This is a genomic window from Halorientalis brevis (genome assembly GCF_023077655.1).
In genome coordinates, this window is record NZ_JALLGV010000003.1 from 371,201 (window position 1) to 388,559 (window position 17,359).

General features: G+C 66.2%; 18 protein-coding genes. 6 read left to right on the forward strand and 12 right to left on the reverse strand.

What is annotated here, in order from left to right; translation table 11 throughout:
- Positions 1–141: 141 nt before the first annotated feature.
- From MU553_RS07310 to MU553_RS07320, 3 genes are all read right to left on the reverse strand, one after another.
- Complete coding sequence (locus MU553_RS07310; RefSeq protein WP_247377211.1) at positions 142–579, reverse strand: hypothetical protein; 438 nt, start codon at positions 577–579, stop codon at positions 142–144.
- Between the two features lie 247 nt (positions 580–826).
- Positions 827–1,255 (reverse strand): universal stress protein, encoded by a 429-nt coding sequence (locus MU553_RS07315; protein WP_247377213.1) that lies wholly within the window; start codon positions 1,253–1,255, stop codon positions 827–829.
- Positions 1,256–1,315: 60 nt separating this feature from the next.
- Positions 1,316–3,175: an ATP-binding protein gene (locus MU553_RS07320; protein ID WP_247377215.1), complete on the reverse strand. Its 1,860-nt coding sequence runs from the start codon at positions 3,173–3,175 to the stop codon at positions 1,316–1,318.
- Between the two features lie 359 nt (positions 3,176–3,534).
- On the opposite strand from MU553_RS07320, the gene MU553_RS07325 reads away from it, so the two are divergent.
- Positions 3,535–3,876, forward strand: a complete 342-nt coding sequence (locus tag MU553_RS07325; protein WP_247377217.1) for a YfdX family protein — start codon at positions 3,535–3,537, stop codon at positions 3,874–3,876.
- 58 nt (positions 3,877–3,934) lie between these two features.
- Positions 3,935–4,258, forward strand: coding sequence for a hypothetical protein (locus MU553_RS07330; RefSeq protein WP_247377219.1), 324 nt, complete (start codon positions 3,935–3,937; stop codon positions 4,256–4,258).
- Positions 4,259–4,260: 2 nt separating this feature from the next.
- Here the strand turns inward: MU553_RS07330 and MU553_RS07335 are convergent, their stop codons facing one another.
- Positions 4,261–4,854 (reverse strand): alpha/beta hydrolase, encoded by a 594-nt coding sequence (locus MU553_RS07335; RefSeq protein ID WP_247377221.1) that lies wholly within the window; start codon positions 4,852–4,854, stop codon positions 4,261–4,263.
- Between the two features lie 62 nt (positions 4,855–4,916).
- On the opposite strand from MU553_RS07335, the gene MU553_RS07340 reads away from it, so the two are divergent.
- Complete coding sequence (locus tag MU553_RS07340; RefSeq protein WP_247377223.1) at positions 4,917–5,744, forward strand: PspA/IM30 family protein; 828 nt, start codon at positions 4,917–4,919, stop codon at positions 5,742–5,744.
- A 73-nt stretch (positions 5,745–5,817) separates the two neighbouring features.
- Positions 5,818–6,849, forward strand: coding sequence for a DUF7972 family membrane protein (locus tag MU553_RS07345; RefSeq protein ID WP_247377225.1), 1,032 nt, complete (start codon positions 5,818–5,820; stop codon positions 6,847–6,849).
- On the opposite strand, the gene thrS is transcribed toward MU553_RS07345, so the two are convergent.
- The 3 genes from thrS to MU553_RS07360 all read right to left on the reverse strand — a co-directional run bounded on the left by thrS (position 6,846) and on the right by MU553_RS07360 (position 10,459).
- Complete coding sequence (gene thrS / locus MU553_RS07350) at positions 6,846–8,768, reverse strand: threonine--tRNA ligase (RefSeq protein WP_247377227.1); 1,923 nt, start codon at positions 8,766–8,768, stop codon at positions 6,846–6,848. The genes MU553_RS07345 and thrS overlap by 4 nt on opposite strands.
- A gap of 146 nt (positions 8,769–8,914) precedes the next feature.
- Entirely contained in the window at positions 8,915–9,619 is a 705-nt protein-coding gene (locus MU553_RS07355) for a MinD/ParA family ATP-binding protein (RefSeq protein ID WP_247377229.1), read from the reverse strand.
- Positions 9,620–9,739: 120 nt separating this feature from the next.
- Positions 9,740–10,459, reverse strand: a complete 720-nt coding sequence (locus MU553_RS07360; protein WP_247377231.1) for a MinD/ParA family ATP-binding protein — start codon at positions 10,457–10,459, stop codon at positions 9,740–9,742.
- A gap of 115 nt (positions 10,460–10,574) precedes the next feature.
- On the opposite strand from MU553_RS07360, the gene MU553_RS07365 reads away from it, so the two are divergent.
- Positions 10,575–12,095 (forward strand): glutamate-cysteine ligase family protein, encoded by a 1,521-nt coding sequence (locus MU553_RS07365; RefSeq protein ID WP_247377233.1) that lies wholly within the window; start codon positions 10,575–10,577, stop codon positions 12,093–12,095.
- Between the two features lie 14 nt (positions 12,096–12,109).
- Here MU553_RS07365 and MU553_RS07370 read toward each other — a convergent pair whose 3' ends face one another.
- From MU553_RS07370 to MU553_RS07385, 4 genes are read right to left on the reverse strand one after another with little or no spacing between them, the layout of a single operon-like run.
- Positions 12,110–12,601 carry a metal-dependent hydrolase gene (locus tag MU553_RS07370; RefSeq protein ID WP_247377235.1) on the reverse strand — a complete coding sequence of 164 codons (492 nt, stop codon included), beginning with the start codon at positions 12,599–12,601 and terminating at the stop codon, positions 12,110–12,112.
- Positions 12,602–13,069 carry an OB-like fold-containing membrane protein gene (locus tag MU553_RS07375; protein ID WP_247377237.1) on the reverse strand — a complete coding sequence of 156 codons (468 nt, stop codon included), beginning with the start codon at positions 13,067–13,069 and terminating at the stop codon, positions 12,602–12,604.
- A complete protein-coding gene (locus MU553_RS07380) occupies positions 13,066–14,115 on the reverse strand; it encodes a dipeptide epimerase (protein WP_247377239.1) in 1,050 nt (349 codons plus the stop codon). Before MU553_RS07380 ends, MU553_RS07375 begins: the two co-directional genes overlap by 4 nt.
- A complete protein-coding gene (locus MU553_RS07385) occupies positions 14,112–15,131 on the reverse strand; it encodes an N-acetyltransferase DgcN family protein (RefSeq protein ID WP_247377571.1) in 1,020 nt (339 codons plus the stop codon). Before MU553_RS07385 ends, MU553_RS07380 begins: the two co-directional genes overlap by 4 nt.
- A gap of 77 nt (positions 15,132–15,208) precedes the next feature.
- Here MU553_RS07385 and MU553_RS07390 point away from each other — a divergent pair, with 77 nt between their 5' ends.
- Positions 15,209–16,450 carry a SecDF P1 head subdomain-containing protein gene (locus MU553_RS07390; protein WP_247377241.1) on the forward strand — a complete coding sequence of 414 codons (1,242 nt, stop codon included), beginning with the start codon at positions 15,209–15,211 and terminating at the stop codon, positions 16,448–16,450.
- A 3-nt stretch (positions 16,451–16,453) separates the two neighbouring features.
- Here the strand turns inward: MU553_RS07390 and MU553_RS07395 are convergent, their stop codons facing one another.
- Positions 16,454–17,344, reverse strand: coding sequence for a Vms1/Ankzf1 family peptidyl-tRNA hydrolase (locus tag MU553_RS07395; RefSeq protein WP_247377243.1), 891 nt, complete (start codon positions 17,342–17,344; stop codon positions 16,454–16,456).
- Positions 17,345–17,359 lie beyond the last annotated feature (15 nt).

The following is a 17,359-nucleotide window of genomic DNA, read 5'->3' on the forward strand; positions in this document are numbered from 1 at the left end:
CAGCACGGTGCCACAGTAGTTAGAGGGCAGAATTATTGGCCTAAAATATCGTTGAGGAGTCGGTAGGTCGATAGTCAAGGACGTACGCTGAAAGTCTACAGACGGACTTATCGCACATTCCTGTGGGAACGGTGTATTGACTTACGCATTGAGGTCTTCGGTCACAGGACGGTATTCACCAGCACCGACAAAATAGCCGATACTACCAGTAATCGTACTGAGCGTGCAGATCACTCCCGCGGTGTGAAGACTTACCGAGCCAACTGTACTTTGAGGAAATGTGTTAGCTGTCGGTAAGTACCACAAGTAGAATCCACTAACGAAAATTGCAGTGCCAATGAACCCCGTTCCCAAACCGTATCTTCCCCAGCCAGCGATGACACCGACAACAATGCTGATCAGGATGACTGCCTCTGGATGAAACTGGAACCATGCGGCTGGCAGCACGATGCGTCCGAATATCATGACGACCACTGTGAGACAGACCGCCCCCACGAGGAACGCAGTACGTGAACGGGTTGGCTTTCCAACAAAGAGGTGCCATAGATACCGTCCAGCTAGTATCCACTGATTGGGCATACCTAATCAACAGAGTGTCATGGAGTATGAACGGATTGGTGACATCACGACTCCTAACCAGGATGTAGTCTCAATCCAATCAATAAGATCATCTATTGAGCAGACAAGCATCCGCGAGCAGGGAGGGACCGAAGGTCCCGCTGGCAGCCGGACGTAGTCCGGCGACGAAGCGAGCCGGCAGCAGTTTTTAGTCCAGGTTTTTGCGATGGGGGTCGCTGGGAGCGACCCCCCGACGTAAAAAAGTGGTTTACCGTGCAACGGTCACGGGAATCGTCGAACTGCGGACGACGTTCTCGGCGACGCTGCCCAACAGGATGCGCGTGACGCCCGAGCGGCCGTGGCTCCCCATGACGATCTGGTCGACGTCGTGTTCCTCGGCGTACTGCACGATCGCACGCGAGGGCTTGCCGACGACGGTGTCCTCGGTCACGACGACGTCGCGGCCGTTCGCCCGGTCTCGTGCGCGCTCGAACAGATGCTCGGCCTCGGACTGGGCGTGCTCGTACCACTCCTCCGAGAAACTCGGGATGGACGCCTGCGCGCTGTAGCCCGCCTCGGCGGGATTGATGACGTTGAGCAAGACGAGTTCGTCGTCCGGAAATTCGTCGATGGCGAACTCGAAGGCTTCCCAGGCCTGCGACGACCCGTCCAGCGGAACCAAGATTCGCTTGCTCATGGTATTCCATAACATCTACCACGATTAAATAGTTCGTGCTCGACGGGGACCGTCGGGTGCTCAGTCGCGGCCGTGTTTGGTGACACACACCGGGAGGCCGATGAGTTCCACCGGTTCGGAGTTGTCCGGCGAGTAGACGACCATCTGGCCTTTCTCCATGTAGGGGACCTTGGCTTCGAGGTTCGACGGGATGTTCACCGCGGAGATCGCGTCGTCGTCGCCGAGATTGAGGACGACGGTCGTGTTGATCTGCTTGAACACCGGCTCGGCGATGTCCTGGGGGTCCTGGGTGATGAGGAAGAGGCCGAGCCGTTCCTTGCGGCCCTGTTTCGCCGCCTCGGTGAACTTCCCGATGACCTTCCGGGCCTGGACGCTGTCGGCGTCGGTCAGGAAGTTGTGGGCCTCGTCCATCCCGACGACGAGGGGCGTCTCTTTGATCCGGTCGAAGTGCGGATCGTTCGAGAGCTTCTCGTCTACCAGGAGACTCGACAGCGCCAGGACGATCGTTTCGGTGGTCCGGCTCTCGTTGATGTGGTAGGTCGGCACGACCGTGAGACCACCGGGACGGACGAACTCGTGGATCAGCTCGGTGATCGGCCGGGCGTCCTGGTCGAACACGTCGCCGAAGCCCCGCGCACGCCGGCGCACGGCGTCGAACGTCGCCTCGTGGACGCGCCCGCTCTCGTCGAGTTCCTCCTTGAGCGCGGGGTCGTCGAGAAACGAGATGAACTGCTCGTAGCTCCCGTTCGAGCCGTAGTTGTCGAAAAAGCGCTTCAGGAGGTAGCGCAACGCGGAGTACTGGTTGTCGTTGAGGCCGCCGCCGGAGACGAGCCAGGGGTTGCCCCGGACCATCGAGAACGGGATGGTGAACTCGACCTGCTCGGCGCGGTGGTGGTCGGCGGCGTAGGAACTGCCGCCGACTTTCGGGACGAACGCGACGGTGTCGTCGTGGCCGCCGTAGGCGACGCCTTCCCGTTCGAGTCGTCGCCGGTCCTCGTCGGTCATGTCGGGGTTGTCGTCGTGCATCTGGGCGTACTCGTCCTGGGGGTCGAACTGCACGACGGCGGTCTGCACTTCCCGGTCGCTCCCCGAGGCGACCGGATAGCTGCGGTCCTCGTCGAGGTATTGCCGGAGGATGTTCTTCGAGCCGTGGGTTTTCCCGGAGCCAGTCCCCCCGGCGACGAGGGTGTGGCGGAACACGAGCGGGTCGCCCGCGTCGTAGTCGTCTTTGAGCCGGTAGTCGATGGTCGGCGGTTCGGCGGCGGTCTGGACGCGCTCGCCGCCCACTGCGAGGTGCCCGAGGAAGACGCCGTCCTCGGGGATCTTCAGGCCGGTCTTGATCTCGCTCTTGTCTGTCGCGGCCCGGACCACTGTTTCGGGCTTGGGAACCCGGTCGGTCATCCGGCGCTTGAGTTCCCCGTCTTCTTCGAAGAGTACCGCCACTGGCTCCAGCGTGGCGATGAACTTGAAGTCCTGTTCGTCGATGCCCCGGGAGCGCATCGCGCGCCGCGCGTGAATCTCGGTCGCGTCGTCGGTCCGGAACTCCTGGGCGTACTCCAGCGCCGTGATCCGACAGAACAACCGCTCGTCGTCGGGATACGGGACGAGCAGGTACTTGCCGATGCGGACCTGCGAGCGGTTCTGGACCGTCACGTACGCGCGCAGGGCCGTGTCGTCCGGGTCCTCGCTGATCGTCAGTCCTTCGGAGGCCGAGAGGACGCCGATGCCACGGTCGCTGCCCGCCGGCGAGACGTCGACCGTCTCGAACTCCGGCGTCTCCGCGTCGGCGTCCGTCGCGTCGGTGGTCGTCGGCTCAGTCGGCGACGCGTCGTCTGCAACCGTCTCCTCGCTCGGCGCGTCGTCGTCCTCGTCACCCCCGTCGTCTGCGTCGAAATCCGTAAAGTCACCCAGATCTGACATACTGGCTCCATCGGACCCCCGGGTCAAACGCGTTTCCCCTGTCGCCGCTCGGCGATACGTTCGCTCGACTGAGACGGGCACCGCGAAACCGATCGTCCGTCTCCACGCAGGAGCCCGCCACGACGGTCAAACGGGTCGCCGTGGTACCCTTACCTGCCATGTCCGACGACAGGCAACACGCGAGCGGGGGCGTCGACCAGTCCGACGCGAAATGCTATGACGTCGACCGACAGGCCGATCTGGTCCTGCCCTGCGTCGCCAAGCCGAACGCTGATCTCCGTCTCCGGGCCTGCCAGGAAGAAGGGTGCTCGACCACCCCCACAGGTGACTTTTTCCCTGCTCGTCACGTACGTGTGGGTATGTTACTCATTAGCGGCCACGCCGGCGGCACTGACCTGACCGGCACGCTGTACGAGCGCGGCGAGCGCTCCCCGTCGTTCAAGGGCGCGCCCGACGAGGACGCCCCTTACATCTGGGTCTGTGACTCCTTCTACGAGGTCGAAAGCGGCGGACAACAGACCGAGATCGACGGTCGGCAACTGAACGTCGCGTTCGAGTCGCCGATGCCCCACGGGTTCGAGACCCGCGAGCAGGCCATCGACGCCGCCGAGGAGCACATCCGCACCCAGTTCGCCCGCGTCGGCCTCGACCCTGCCGAGGTCGACATCGACGTCGTCCAGGCCGAATCCGAAGCGAACTGACGCCCCGGCTCTCGTCGAAATAGGTACATTCTTAATCACGTCAGTCTAGTCCTGTGGTATGGCGACTCATGCCCCGAGGGACGCTGACACGGACACAGTCGATCTGCCGCCTGCTGTGCCGTCTGCCCTCTCGGCTCTGACTCGCTTGAGTTGGGAACTGGGTGCTCGAATCGTCGAGGACGGGGAATCGACGCTCCACAGCGAGTGGACGCACACGGAAACGCCGCGGCGACTCTCGTTCTACGCGGCGACGAGCAACACCGTCATCGTCCGCGTCCGGACGCCCGTCGGTCGGAAACGGTTCTACGGTGCGACGCAGACCGACCTCGAAGCGGCGCTCCCGGAACTCGACGCCGACCCGCAGTGGCGCCGTCGCTCCTGAGCTTACAGCGCCTCGGCGAAAAAGTCGGCCACGCGCGCGGCGATCTGCTCCGTCTGTCCGACGAAGAAGTGATCGGCGGGGTAGGAATCGACGGCACAGCCACGCTCGCGAGCCCGCTCGACCACCGGCTCCCAGTCGACGGTCTCGTCGCGCTCACCGTACAGTACCTGGACTGGACAGTCGATGCCGTCGAGGGCAGCGACGGTCTCGAACTCGTGGCCGGCGGCCGCTGGCGGTGACAACACGCCGAGGGCCGCCGGCTGGGGGTCGCTGTCGGCCGCGGCGAGCAGCGCGACGGCCGCGCCGAAGCTGTAGCCGAAGAGCCCGACCGGCTCGTAGCGGTCCCGGGCGTACGCGAGGGCGTTCCGCGCGTCCAGTCGTTCTCCCTTCCCCTCGTCCCACGGCCCGTAGTCCAGGCGGAGGCAGGCGATGCCGTGGTCGGCGAGCGCGTCACCGACGCCCCGGAGTCGCGGATCGGTCCGGGAGCCGCCCATCTGCGGGTGCGGCGGGCAGGCGACGACTGCAGCGTCGGCGTCGGGCGTATCGACCGTCGCGCGGACGTCTCGGGCGCCCGCGATGCGGATCTCGTCGCTCATATTTGTTTCTCGACCTCGATGCGTGTAAGTGTTTTAAGGTCGACGGTGCCCAACGGGCCGACATGGGTATCCTCTCGCGCGCCTCCTACGTCATCCGGTCGAAGATCAATTCCGTCTTGAACCGGGCGGAGGACCCAGCCGAGACGCTGGACTACTCCTACGAGCAGCTCCGCGACGAACTCCAGGAGGTAAAGCAGGGCATCGCCGACCTCACGACCCAGAAAAAGCGCCTGGAGATTCAGCAGCGCCGCCTCGAAGAGAACGTCGACAAACACAACGAGCAGGCCCGGGAAGCAGTGCGACAGGATCGCGAAGACCTCGCTCGCCGCGCACTGGAGAAGAAAAAGCAGAAGATGAACCAGATCGAGGATCTGGAGTCCCAGATTCAGCAGCTCCAGCGCCAACAGGATCAGCTCATCGAGAAGAAAGATCAGCTCCAGAGCCGCATCGAGCAGTTCCGCACCAAGAAAGAGACGATGAAAGCCCGGTACAAGGCCGCCGAGGCCTCCAACCGCGTCTCCGAAGCCATGACTGGGGCCGGCGAGGAGATGGAAGACGTCGGGCGGGCGATCGAACGCGCCGAGGAACGCACCGACGAGATGGAAGCCCGCGCGGCCGCGATGGACGAACTCCAGGAGAGCGGCGCCTTCGAGGACGCCCTCTCGGACAAGGACCAACTGGACCGGGAACTCGAAGAGATGCGCACCGAAGGCGAGGTCGACGCCGAACTCGACACGCTCAAAGAGGAGATGGGCAAAGGCGACGGGGAGGTAGCGGACGACGTCGAGACCGACGTGGAGACGACGGACACCGAGACCGGCGACAGCGAGGTCAGCGACGAGGAACTCGACGCGGAACTCGAAGAACTCAGAGAAGAAGAGAAGAGCTGACGACACTGGACCGGTGGCCCGGCCGGCGATTGCCCGGGCGTACTGATTTCCGGCTGTGGGGCGACCTTTTCGCATGGCCTCGAACGCGGATCAGGACAACGGCGCCGACACGATGCGGAGTCGCGTCCCGGGCAGTCGGCTGAAACTGTGGCTCCTGCTGGAGGCCAATCGATGGGTACTCGCCGGCGTGGTGCTCGCCGGGCTGTTTCTCACGTTCGTCGTGCTCGGGCATTTCGATCCCGTTTCGCTCGGCTCGGCGCTCACGTCCACGGACCCGATCGATACGCTCTTCCAGGCGCTCACCACGGCGATCATCACCGGCGTCACGCTCGTCGTCACGATCAACCAGCTCGTGCTCTCGCAGGAACTCGGCCCGCTGGGCGACCAGCGCGACCGCATGGAGGGGGCGCTCTCGTTCCGCCAGGACCTGGCGTCGACGCTGTCGGTGGGCGTCGTGCCTGCCGAACCCAGTGCATTCCTGGGGGCACTCGTCGACGCGGCGGCGGCCAGGAGCGAGACGCTCGCGGCGGCCGCGACCGAGAGCAGCGACCCGCAGGCACGCGAGGAGATTCAGTCGCTCACGGCGGAGATCCGTCAAAACGCCGATGGAGTCAGTCAGCAACTCGACGGCGCGCAGTTCGGGACGTTCGCGGTGGTGTCTGCCGCACTGAACTTCAACTACTCGGTGAAGATCTACGAGGCCCGTCGCATCCGTGCCGAGCACGGCGACGCACTCCCGGACGACGTGACGAACGCTCTCGACGAACTACTGGAACTCCTCGAGCTGTTCGGTCCCGCACGCGAGCACGTCAAGACGCTGTACTTCCAGTGGGAACTCATCGACCTCTCGCGCGTGCTCCTGTACACGGCGCTCCCCGCCCTTGCCGTCTCCGTCGCGATGATCGTCTACGTCGACGACGGCGCGTCGGTCGCCTGGACCGTCCTGGGCGTCGACGGCATCGTCTGGCTGACGAGCGCGGCGACGGTCGTCGCACTGACGCCGTTCGTCCTGCTGGTCGCGTACATCCTGCGCATCGCGACCGTCGCGAAGCGGACGCTCGCCATCGGGCCGTTCGTGCTGCGAGAAATGGATTCGAACGCCTAGTCCAGGAAGTCCGGGTCCGGCCGCTGCTCGCCGACTTCGCTCTCTAGGTGCTCGCGGAACGCGTCGATCTCGACGTCTTTCGTCTCGCGCTCTTTGCGGTCGCGAACGGAGAGCGTCTTCGCTTCCTCTTCGTCGTCACCGAGGATCAGCATGTAGGGGACCCGATCCTCGTGGGCCTGGCGGATCTTCTTTTTGACCGTCCAGGAGCGGTCCTCGATGGTCACGCGGTAGTCGCCCAGGCGGTGCTTGACTTCCTTGGCGTAGGGGATGTTGTCGTCGCTGATCGGTAATATCCGTACTTGCTCGGGGGCCAGCCAGGTCGGGAACTTCCCGTTGTAGTGCTCGGTGAGCACCATGAAGAACCGCTCGTAACTGCCGTACAGCGCGCGGTGGATCATCACCGGCCGGTGTTCCTCGTTGTCCTCGCCCGTGTAGGTCAGATCGAACCGCTCGGGCATGTTGAAGTCCAGCTGGACCGTCGGGCCGTCCCAGTGGCGACCGAGGGCGTCCTCGAACGCGAAGTCGATCTTCGGGCCGTAGAACGCGCCGTCGCCCTCCTCGACGACGTAGTCCATGTCCGCGTCCTCCAGGACGGATTCGAGCTGGGCTTCGGCTCTCTCCCAGATCTCGTCGCTGCCCACGGATTTCTCCGGGCGGGTCGCGAACTGCACCGTGTAGGTGAGGTTGAACGTGTCGAGGATGTCGAGGATGATGTCCATGATCGCCTCGACCTCGCTTTCGATCTGGTCCGGGCGGACGAACAGGTGGCCGTCGTCGATGGTGAACGCCCAGACGCGCGAGAGCCCCGAGAGTTCACCCCGCTGCTCTTTCCGGTAGACCTTCCCGTCCTCGAAGTACCGGACGGGGAGGTCGCGGTAGCTCCACTGGCCCTGGTCGAAGATGGTGGCGTGGCCTGGGCAGTTCATCGGCTTCAGGCCGTACTCCTCGTCGTTGACGTCCAGCAGGAACATGTCGTCCCGGTAGTTCTCGTAGTGGCCGGACTTCTTCCAGAGTTCCGTCCGGAACACGTGGGGCGTCTCAACCTCGCGGTAGTCCGCGTCGCGGTTGAGCCCGGCGACGTAGTCCGACAGCTCGTTCAGGATCGTCTTCCCGTTGGGGTGATAGAGTGGGAGCCCCGGCCCGGTCGTCTCGTCGATGGAGAACAGGTCCATCTCCTGGCCGATCTTCCGGTGGTCGCGCTCCTCGGCCTTGCGGCGCTGTTCGAGGAACTCCTGGAGCCCCTCTTCGGTGGGGAAGGCGGTCCCGTACACGCGGGTGAGCGTGTCGTTCTCCTCCTCGCCGCGCCAGTAGGCCGCCGAAATCTCCAGCAGCTCGAACCCGCCGATCTCGCCGGTCGAGTCGACGTGCGGTCCCTGACAGAGGTCGTAGAAATCGTCCTGCTGGTAGAAGGAGACGGGGTCCTCGCCGGCGGCTTCCGTCTCGAGGACGTCCTGTTTGTAGGGGTTGTCCTCGTAGCGCTCGAACGCTTCCTCGCGGTCGACGAGCTCGCGCTCGATGTCGTAGTCGGCCTCGATGATCCGTTCGGCTTCCGCCTGGATGTCTTCGAGATCGTCCTCGTCGATGTCGACGCCGGTGACGTCGTAGTAGAACCCGTCGTCCGTCCAGGGGCCGATCGTGAGTTTCGCGTCGGGGAACTCCCGCTGGAGCGCTTGGGCGAAGACGTGGGCCGCGGAGTGACGTAGCACGTCGAGGTACTCGTCGGCGGACTCCGTGACGATCTCGATCTCGACGTCCTCGGTGAGTGGCGCGTGCTTGTCGACGAGTTCGCCGTCGACGACGCCCGCGATAGTGTCACTCCCCAATCCCGGTCCGATCTCGTAGGCGACGTCCTCGACGGTGGACCCCTCCGCGACGGAGAGGGTCGAACCGTCTGGTAGCGTGACCGTGACCTCGCTCATACCCGTGGCAAGCCGACCGTATGGGATAAGTGTATTGAGAGCCGGGCGACACGGCGGCTCGGCTCAGACGGTTTGCCGTCACTGGGTACCGCGGCGATCACCCGATGGTGGGTGGTCCATGCGTCACTGCCTTCCAGCAGACCGTCTCAGTCCGACGCGCGGGCCGTAACGAAGTTCCCGACCTTCTGGGCGAGCGTCCGGTAGGCCTGCGTCGCGAGGTGGTCCGGATAGTTGACGACGACCGGTTCGTCGCTGGCTGCGTCGCGGTCTTTCGGGACCGCCGCCAGGACCGTCACGCCGAGTTCGTCGGCGATCTCCGGGATCGTCGTGTCCGGCTCGGCCTGCACGACGACGGCCCCGAGCAGTCCCGTGTCGACCGAATCGGCCAGGTCGGCCATCTTCCGCGTGTCCTCCATGGCGACCTCTTCTGGCGTGGTCACGAGCAGCGCCGAATCGGCCACTCGCATCGGGACGACGGTCTCCTGGCAGAGCCCGGAGCCGGTGTCGACGATGACGGCGTCGAACGACGAGCGCAGTTCGTCGATCAGCGGTCGCAGGTTCTCCGGACTGGCGTCGACGAACGCCTCCAGTCGGTCGGCCCCCGGCAGCACGGTCACGCCGGCCGGTCCCTCGACGAGCGCCTCACTGAGCGGTGCGCGACCGGACAGCACGTCGTGGATCGTCGGCGTGTGCTCGATGCCGAGCATCCCTCCCAGGTTCGTCATGCCGAGGTCGGCGTCGACGATGACGACGTCGTGTCCCTCCTGTTCGAGCGCGATACCGGTGTTGATGGTGGCCGTCGTCTTCCCGACACCACCTTTTCCCCCGGCGATGGCGTACACTTCCCCCATTGCGTACCCGATATATCTACTCACAGGGAAAAATACCTTGCGTGTAATTATTTAGGACGTTTCTGATCGCTTTCAGGAGCGGGTGAAGAGGCCGGCGCCGCTGTGCGACCGGCGTGCGTCCTATGACTCCGCGGTCTGTTTGACGGGCGTCCCGACGTAGTCCGTGAGCTTCATCGCGAGCCGGCGGTACGCCTGTGCGGCGTAGCTTTCGCTGGCGGTCACGACGAGCGGTTCCTCGGCCGCGGCCACGTCGTCCTGGGGCACCACCGACAGGATCTCCTCGTCGAGTTCGTCGGCGACGGCCGACACTGCCGTGTCCTTGTCGGCTTTGGTGACGACGGCCCCGACGACGTCCGTTTCGACGCGCTCGGCGAGTTCGGACATCTTCCGGGCGTCCACGATCGACACCGATTTCGGCGTCGTGACCAGGAGCACGCCGTCCGAGGCGTCCATCGGAATCATCGTCTCCTGTGAGACGCCCGCGCCGGTGTCGACGAGGACGACGTCGTAGTTCCTGGCCAGCGAGTGCAACACCGGCCGGAGGTTCGACGGATCGCCGTGGGCGAACGCTTCGAGGCTCTCGTGGCCGGCCAGAATCGACAGTCCCTCCGGCCCGTCGGTGATCGCCTCGCTCATCTCGGCTTCCCCTGCCAGCACGTGATGCAGTCGCGGCTGGTGATCCAAGTCGAGAATCTTCCCCAGGTTCGTCATGCCGAGATCGGCGTCGACGACGACGGTTTCGTGGCCCGCTTCCTGGAGCGCGACGCCCGCGTTGATCGCCGTCGTCGTTTTCCCGATACCGCCTTTCCCCCCGGCGACCGTGACTATGTCCCCCACCATTCGTACCACTGAATTCTCGCCACTCCATCAAAAAAATATCGTGACGATGTTCCGGGAATTTAAACGGTGAGAACAATCGACAGGCTAAACCGACCGCTCTCGTAGGTTGTGAGCAATGACCGATCGCGTGGAACTGGTGGAGCGGTCGCTGTCGGCCGACACCTACCCGACGTTCGGGGCTCGCGTCGAGGAGCAGGCGGCGTTCCTGCGGGAGGAACTCGCCCGTGGCGCCCTCGACACCGACGGGTTCGCCGTCGGGCTGGAACTGGAAGTGTACGCCGTCGACGACGGCGCGCTGACCCGGATTCCCGACGACGTCTTCGACGCCTGCAACAAGGAACTCGGCCTGCACAACGCGGAACTGAACACCGACCCGGACCCGTTCACGACTGCCGGGATCGAAGCCCAGGCCGACGCGCTCCGGACGCAGTGGGCGGCGGCACAGAACGCGGCTCGCGACGCGGGGTGCGACCTCGTTCTCGACGCCATGTGGACGCTCCCACCGGACGAGGGGAGCTACCAGTACCTCGCCGCCACCGAGCAACGCGACGGGGTGACCGTCCCCTCGAACATGCGTGCGATCTCGCGCTACTGGGGCATCGACCGCGACTGCGTCCGGAAGGCCGGCGGCGAGATCGAGTTCGACGTCCCGGGCGCGTCGATCAGTTTCCCGACGATCCTGTTCGAATCGCTCGCGACCTCTATCCAACCGCACGTCCAGATCCCCTCGACGGACGCGTTCCCCCGATACTACAACGCGGCCATCCGGACGCTCGGTCCGGTGCTGGCGCTGGCGACGAACTCGCCGTTCCTGCCCGGTGACCTGTACGACGAGGACGTCGACCCCGAGCGCCTCCTGACCGAGACCCACCACGAACTCCGGATCGCCGCCTTCGAGCAGTCGGTCAACCAGACGGGAGAACGGAAAGTCCGGGTGCCCGACGACGTCGAGACGGCGACCGACGTGGTGGACTACCTGGTCGCGGACCCGGTCGTCTCCCCGTTCCTCTCGGAGTGGCTCGCGGGCGAGGGGGAGGGCGACGTGTACGCGGACAACTTCTGGGAACTCGATCACAAGCGCGGGACGTACTGGCGGTGGCTCCGGACTGTCATCGGCGGCGACCCCGTCGACGGACTGAGCGACGAGCGCTCGCTCCGCATCGAGTACCGTCCCCTCCCGACGCAACCGTCGATCCGCGACATCGTCGGGTTCCAGTGTCTCGTCGGCGGGCTCGTCAACGGCCTCGTCGTCGACGACCACCCACTTACGGACCTGGACTGGGACGCCGCCGAGGCCTGTTTCTACTCGGTCGTCGAGAACGGGCTGGACGCCGAGTTCGCGTGGATCACCGCGGACGGCGAGCGGACCGACGATCCCGAGACCGTCTTCGCCGAGGTGTTCGAGTACGCCCGTCGCGGCCTCGACGACCTCGGCGTGGCCGAGTCGACGGTCGAGACGTACCTCGGCCCCCTCGAAACCCGCTGGGAGGCGCGGACGACGCCGAGTCAGTGGAAGATCGAGCGCGTGCGCGAGGCGCTGGCCGACGGTGCCGACCTCCAGGCCGCCCTGGCGACGATGCAAACAGAGTACGTCCGGCGCTCGAACGAGCACGACACGTTCGCCGAGTGGCTGTAAGGGCCGGCCCGTTCTCACTCCCGCCGCCGCGTCACGCCGAACACGACCAGTGCTACCGCCCCCGTCGCGATCGACGGCCAGTAATCGCTGGACAGGTACAGGTCCAGATCGAAGATCGGCGCTCGCCAGTGCGTCAGTGGGTACAGGAGGTCGTACGTGTACGGCACCGGGCGGAGGAGGAACGCGTCGAGCAGGAGATGCGAGAGGAGGCCCCCGACCAGCAGCAGGAACACGACGCGCCGCTCGGACCGCTCGACGAAGAGACTCAGAATCGCCGCCGTCAGCAGGGCACCACCGAGCCGGTGGAGCGGCTCCCACGAGAACGCCACGCCGAGGGCGGATTCGACCTGATAGGACGGAACGAGCAGCTTGACCTTCACCAGGTCGGGGACGAGCGCGCCGGCCATCCCGGTCACGATCCGCGGTCGCGTGAGCCAGTCGACGCGCCACGCGCTCACCTGGAGCGCGACGTACGCGACGAGAACGTGCGTCATGAAGTCCGGCATCTACTCGTCCCTCCGCTTTCGGAACACGAGGGCCCGGGCGTCGAACCGCCAGTCCCGCAGCCCGAGGCCGACGACGAACACGAGCGCGACGAAACTGATGCCGTACATGTACATTCTGTTCGCCGTCTGCTGTGCCACGCCGCTTTTGACCTGCACGGTGTGGTCGGCGTGCAAGGTCCCGAAGACGTCGACGGCCGTGCCTCGCTCGACGGACCGATCGAACCCGTGCAACGTCAGTTCGAGCCGGTCGCTCGTCCCGTCGACGGCGACGACTGTGGGGTCCGTCGCGACGACGGTACCGTCGAACTGCACTGTCCGGCCGACGTACGTCCCGTAGTCGTCGGCGAAGTCCTCGGCGGTCGGTCGGCGTTCGACGTACCGTCCGTAATCGAACAGCATCCCCACCTGCAGGGCGACGAGCAGCAGGACGAGCGCCGCCCGTCGGCCCCGCTCGTCGCCGACCCTCATCGCTCCGAGACTCCCGTGCCCGGCCCGACGCTGGCTGTGAGGTCGATGCGTCCGCCCGGCATCGGCACGCCGTCGAAGGGATCGTCCGCCAGCAGGAGCGCGCCGTCGAGGTCGGCGTACTCGACCAGCGGCGTGAGGTGGGCGGCGGCCGCGATGGAGGCGTTGCTCTCGGTCATACAGCCCAGCATGACGTCGAGGTCGTGCGCGTGAGCGGTGTGGATCTGTCGGCGCGCCGCCTGGAGCCCGCCGCACTTCGCGAGCTTGACGACCACGACGTCGACGCTGTCGGCTACTGCCGGCACGTCCCGGGCCGTGACGCAACTCTCGTCGGCTGCGACGGGGAGCGCGCCCTCCTCGCGGACGCGAGCCAGCCCCTCCGGATCGGCTGCTGGGACCGGCTGTTCGACGAACTCGACGCCGTGGTCGGCCAGGAACTCCGTCATGGCGACGGCCTCATCGGGGTCCCACGCCTCGTTGGCGTCCACGCGGACGGTCGCCTCGGGCGCGGCCGCGCGGACGGCCCTGACGACCTCCCTGTCGCGGTCGGTCCCGAGCTTCACTTTCAGGACCGAGTAGCCGGCGTCGACGGTCTCGGCGGCGCGGTCGGCCATCGCTTCGGTGTCGGCCAGGCCGATGGTGAACGACGACGTGACGGGCCGGTCCGGATCGAGGCCCCAGTAGCGATACAGCGGCACGTCGAGTCGCTTACAGACGAGGTCGTGGAGGGCGACGCTGACGGCGCTGCGGGCCGCGGGGTCACTGGTCGCGTCGCCGACCACGTCTCGCAGCCGTCGCTCGATGCGCTGGAGCTGGAAGGGGTCGTCCACGTCCTCGACCACCGAGAGCAAGTCCGGCAGCACGCTTTCGACGCTCTCGCGGCTCTCGCCGTAGTACTCCACCGGTGCGCCGCCGCCGATTCCCACGGTGCCGTCCTCGTCGGTGACGCGGACGACGACGTTGCCGGACCGCTCGGTCGTCCCCCGGGAGATACCGAAGGGAACGTCGAGCGGCAGGTCGTGCCAGGTGAAGTCCGTGGTGAGGGTCATAGCACGGCGTCGAGGATCTCGTCGGTCCCGAACCGGATGGGGTCCGTCGCTGGCGCGTCCAGCGTCGTGGCGTACTCCACGATCGCTTCGTTCGCGTCACCGTCGTCGAGGTGCGAGGTGTTCAGCGAGCCGGCGACGACGTCCGCCGCCGACACCGGTGCGGCGAGGTCCTCGTACAGCGAGACCACCTGGGGAAGCGGCGGGATCGGGAACGATTCATAGCCGTGGATCGCTTCCCGGCCGGCCTCGTGACAGAGGACGAGTCGATCGGGCATCGCGCCGTGGAGGATGCCGCAGGTCACCGCCGAGTAGGCCGGGTGCGTGATCGAGCCCTGGCCCTCGACGACGAGCAGGTCGTGGTCGGCGCCGCGCTCGCGGACCATGCGCTCGACCGCGCCCGCGGTGAAGTCGCTCACCGTGCGGTCGACGGGGATGCCCCAGTCCTCGACGATGATGCCGGTCTGGCCCGTCGGAATCAGGGCCGCGTCCACGCCGCGCTCCCGGGCGGCCTCGACGAGTTCGACGCTGGTGGTCATTTTCCCCGTCGAGCAGTCGGTCCCGACCGTCAGGACGACGTCGGCGTCCACGTCGGCCGCCCGCCCGGCCGAGACGGTGAGGTCGTCGGGCGGGTTGCGGACGTCCCAGATGTCGCAGTCGTGCTCTGCAGCGAGGGTTCGGAACTCCTCGTCGGATTCGAGGAAGTAGTGCAGGCCGGAGACGACGTCGCAGCCGCGTCCGAGCGCGCCGCGGACGTCGGCCCGCCAGGACTCCTCGAAGCCGCCACCGATCGGTGCGATGCCGATGACGAGCGCGTCGAGCGGTCCCTCGACGCCGTCGATTCCGGCGACGATGGGGGCGTCCTGGACGCGCTCGTCGGCGAGGTGGTCGGCGACGCGGTCGCCCGCAGTCTCCCGGTCGAGGACCGCGGCCACGTCGTAGTCCGCGTAGCGGAGGATGCCCACGGCAGTCTTGGCCCGGTCGGGGAACTGCTCGTGGGCGAGGATCGCGACGTTCATGGCCGGGGTGTCGGCGTCCCCGGACATAAACACCGCCACCGCCTCCTTTTTGTGTTAGATGAGCGTCATCTACGGTCATGCGCCGCCCTGCAGTCCTCTTGGCGTTCGCCGCGCTGGCCGTCGCGATGACGGTCGGCTCGGCGGCCGGAGCAGCGACCGTCCCGAACGGGAACGAGACCGTCCTGACGGCCGAGATCGAAGGGACGACAGCGACGAACGTCACGATTTCGCCGGACGCAGACGTGGACGACATCCGCGCGACTGTCGCCGCCGAACTCGACGTGGACGAACAAACGGTCCGCGTCGCGCCCGAAGAGACCGCGGTCGAAGTGCGCGAGGGCAACGTCTCGACGACGGCCCTGCGCGATGCGCTCCGAACCGCCGGCCTGAACGCGTCGGCCGCGACCGTTCACGACGGCGTGAGCGCACATACCCAGACCGAGACGGTCAGGATCATCGACGAGCGCCTCGCTGGCGCAGATATCGACGCGACGGTTGCGTCGGTGACGACCGACGGCGGTGCTCGTGGTGTCCGCATCAGGGCGACCGATACAGACCCCGCCGTGATCGTGGAGAATCTCACCTTCCAGGGACGCGTCGAGATGGTCGCTCACTTCCCGGTCCAGCGCGACGGCGACACCGTCCATCGGGACGTGACGCTGCTGACGAACGAAGACTTCGAGACCGTCGGCTCGGCACGGTCGGGGCGGCCGGGTACCACCCCTCTCGTTCCGGTCACGCTGACGGACGAGGCCGCCCAAAACTACTCCAACGCGATGCAGAACTTCGGGTTCACGAGCGACGAGGGTATCGCGGACTGCCAGACCGACACTGCGAAGGAAGACCCCGACAACGCCTCGGGCCACTGTCTGTACACGGTGTACGACGGCGAGGTCGTCTCCGCGGCCCAGATGAGTGCTGGACTCGCCCAGACGTTCGAGACGGGTGACTTCGTGAACGATCCCGAGTTCGTCATCACGGCAGCGAACATGTCCGAAGCGCGGGACCTCTCGCTCGCACTTCGTGCCGGTGCGCTCCCGGCACCGCTGGACTTCGACGAACTGCCCGAGTCACCGCGTCAGAACAACACCGCTGGGAGCAACACCGAGTCGACAGAGACGCAGACTGCGACCGAGAGGAGCGACGCCGACTCGACCGAGACTGTGACTGCGACCGAAAGGAGCGACGCAGAGTCGTCCGAGACTGTGACTGCGACCGAGACGACCTCCAGCGGCGACGGTCCCGGATTCACTGCGATCGCCGCACTCGCGGCGCTCCTGGGACTGGTTGTCGTGGGTCGTCGCGTCGAGTCGCGCTGACGGTCAGAGCCCGCGCAGTTTGACCGTCCAGAAGTCGTGGAACGCGTCCGCCAGCGCGTCCTCGGGATCGCCGGTCGCGTCGACCGTCGCCGTGGCGTCGGCCACGTCGGAGAACTCGCCCAGAACCGTCCGTTCGCCCACGACGTACAGCCGCTCGGTCTCGCGCTCGTCGAGCGCTTCCAGACAGCGGTCGACGTGGGTGTCGATCTGCTCGTTGCGGAGCCGCTCGAAGCGCGCCTGGGAGAACCCGCCCTTGGAGTGTTGGCTCTTCAGCTCGGAGTCGAACCCGTGGAAGGCGGTCCGCTCGCGGCCGTCGTACTCCCCCATGGCGAACAGGTCCGATCGGACCAGCGCGAGCGTGAACTCGCCGGTCGGTTCGAGCCACGATCGCTCGAACGAAAAGCCGGCGCTCCACTCGGCGAACGGGGCCGGCGGTGCGGGCACGGAAAGCGCCGTGCTGACGAGCCCCGCGTCGTCGACGCAGACGAGACAGGGGGCGGCCCGCGAGACGAGCGCCGCCCGTTCACCGAGTGCGTCCCGCACGCGGTCGGGGACGTCTGCGTCGACGTAGGCCGTCAGCGCGCCTTCGCGTTCCGTCTCGACGGAGTCGAGTCTGTCCAGGACTTCGGTCAGCCGCTCGCCGCGGAGCCGTTCGGTGCGACGAAAGTCGAGGTGGCCGCCGTCGTCGCCTTCGAGTCGGTCGACGGTGCCCTCGAGTTCGGCGATGCGGTCTTCGAGCCGGTTGACGCGCTTTTCGGCTTCTTGGCGGGCGCTCGCCGCGTCCGCGCGGCGTTCCTGCTCGGCGTCGAGCTGTCGTTCCAGGTGTTCCTTCTCGTCTTCGAGGTCCGCAATGCGCGCTTTCAGTTCGGCGCGCCCGAGCAGCTGGTCCAGCATCACCGGAGAGGGAAT

Bases quoted from the DNA above. Each gene is read 5' to 3' on its own strand.
- MU553_RS07345 (WP_247377225.1), top strand. From the start codon at position 5,818: ATGGCCTCGAACGCGGATCAGGACAACGGCGCCGACACGATGCGGAGT.
- MU553_RS07335 (WP_247377221.1), bottom strand. From the start codon at position 4,854: ATGAGCGACGAGATCCGCATCGCGGGCGCCCGAGACGTCCGCGCGACG.
- MU553_RS07340 (WP_247377223.1), top strand. From the start codon at position 4,917: ATGGGTATCCTCTCGCGCGCCTCCTACGTCATCCGGTCGAAGATCAAT.
- thrS (WP_247377227.1), bottom strand. From the start codon at position 8,768: ATGAGCGAGGTCACGGTCACGCTACCAGACGGTTCGACCCTCTCCGTC.
- MU553_RS07390 (WP_247377241.1), top strand. From the start codon at position 15,209: ATGCGCCGCCCTGCAGTCCTCTTGGCGTTCGCCGCGCTGGCCGTCGCG.
- MU553_RS07375 (WP_247377237.1), bottom strand. From the start codon at position 13,069: ATGAGGGTCGGCGACGAGCGGGGCCGACGGGCGGCGCTCGTCCTGCTG.
- MU553_RS07320 (WP_247377215.1), bottom strand. From the start codon at position 3,175: ATGTCAGATCTGGGTGACTTTACGGATTTCGACGCAGACGACGGGGGT.
- MU553_RS07360 (WP_247377231.1), bottom strand. From the start codon at position 10,459: ATGGTGGGGGACATAGTCACGGTCGCCGGGGGGAAAGGCGGTATCGGG.
- MU553_RS07380 (WP_247377239.1), bottom strand. From the start codon at position 14,115: ATGACCCTCACCACGGACTTCACCTGGCACGACCTGCCGCTCGACGTT.
- MU553_RS07315 (WP_247377213.1), bottom strand. From the start codon at position 1,255: ATGAGCAAGCGAATCTTGGTTCCGCTGGACGGGTCGTCGCAGGCCTGG.
- MU553_RS07395 (WP_247377243.1), bottom strand. From the start codon at position 17,344: ATGCTGGACCAGCTGCTCGGGCGCGCCGAACTGAAAGCGCGCATTGCG.
- MU553_RS07365 (WP_247377233.1), top strand. From the start codon at position 10,575: ATGACCGATCGCGTGGAACTGGTGGAGCGGTCGCTGTCGGCCGACACC.
- MU553_RS07310 (WP_247377211.1), bottom strand. From the start codon at position 579: ATGCCCAATCAGTGGATACTAGCTGGACGGTATCTATGGCACCTCTTT.
- MU553_RS07355 (WP_247377229.1), bottom strand. From the start codon at position 9,619: ATGGGGGAAGTGTACGCCATCGCCGGGGGAAAAGGTGGTGTCGGGAAG.
- MU553_RS07370 (WP_247377235.1), bottom strand. From the start codon at position 12,601: ATGCCGGACTTCATGACGCACGTTCTCGTCGCGTACGTCGCGCTCCAG.
- MU553_RS07325 (WP_247377217.1), top strand. From the start codon at position 3,535: ATGTTACTCATTAGCGGCCACGCCGGCGGCACTGACCTGACCGGCACG.
- MU553_RS07330 (WP_247377219.1), top strand. From the start codon at position 3,935: ATGGCGACTCATGCCCCGAGGGACGCTGACACGGACACAGTCGATCTG.
- MU553_RS07385 (WP_247377571.1), bottom strand. From the start codon at position 15,131: ATGAACGTCGCGATCCTCGCCCACGAGCAGTTCCCCGACCGGGCCAAG.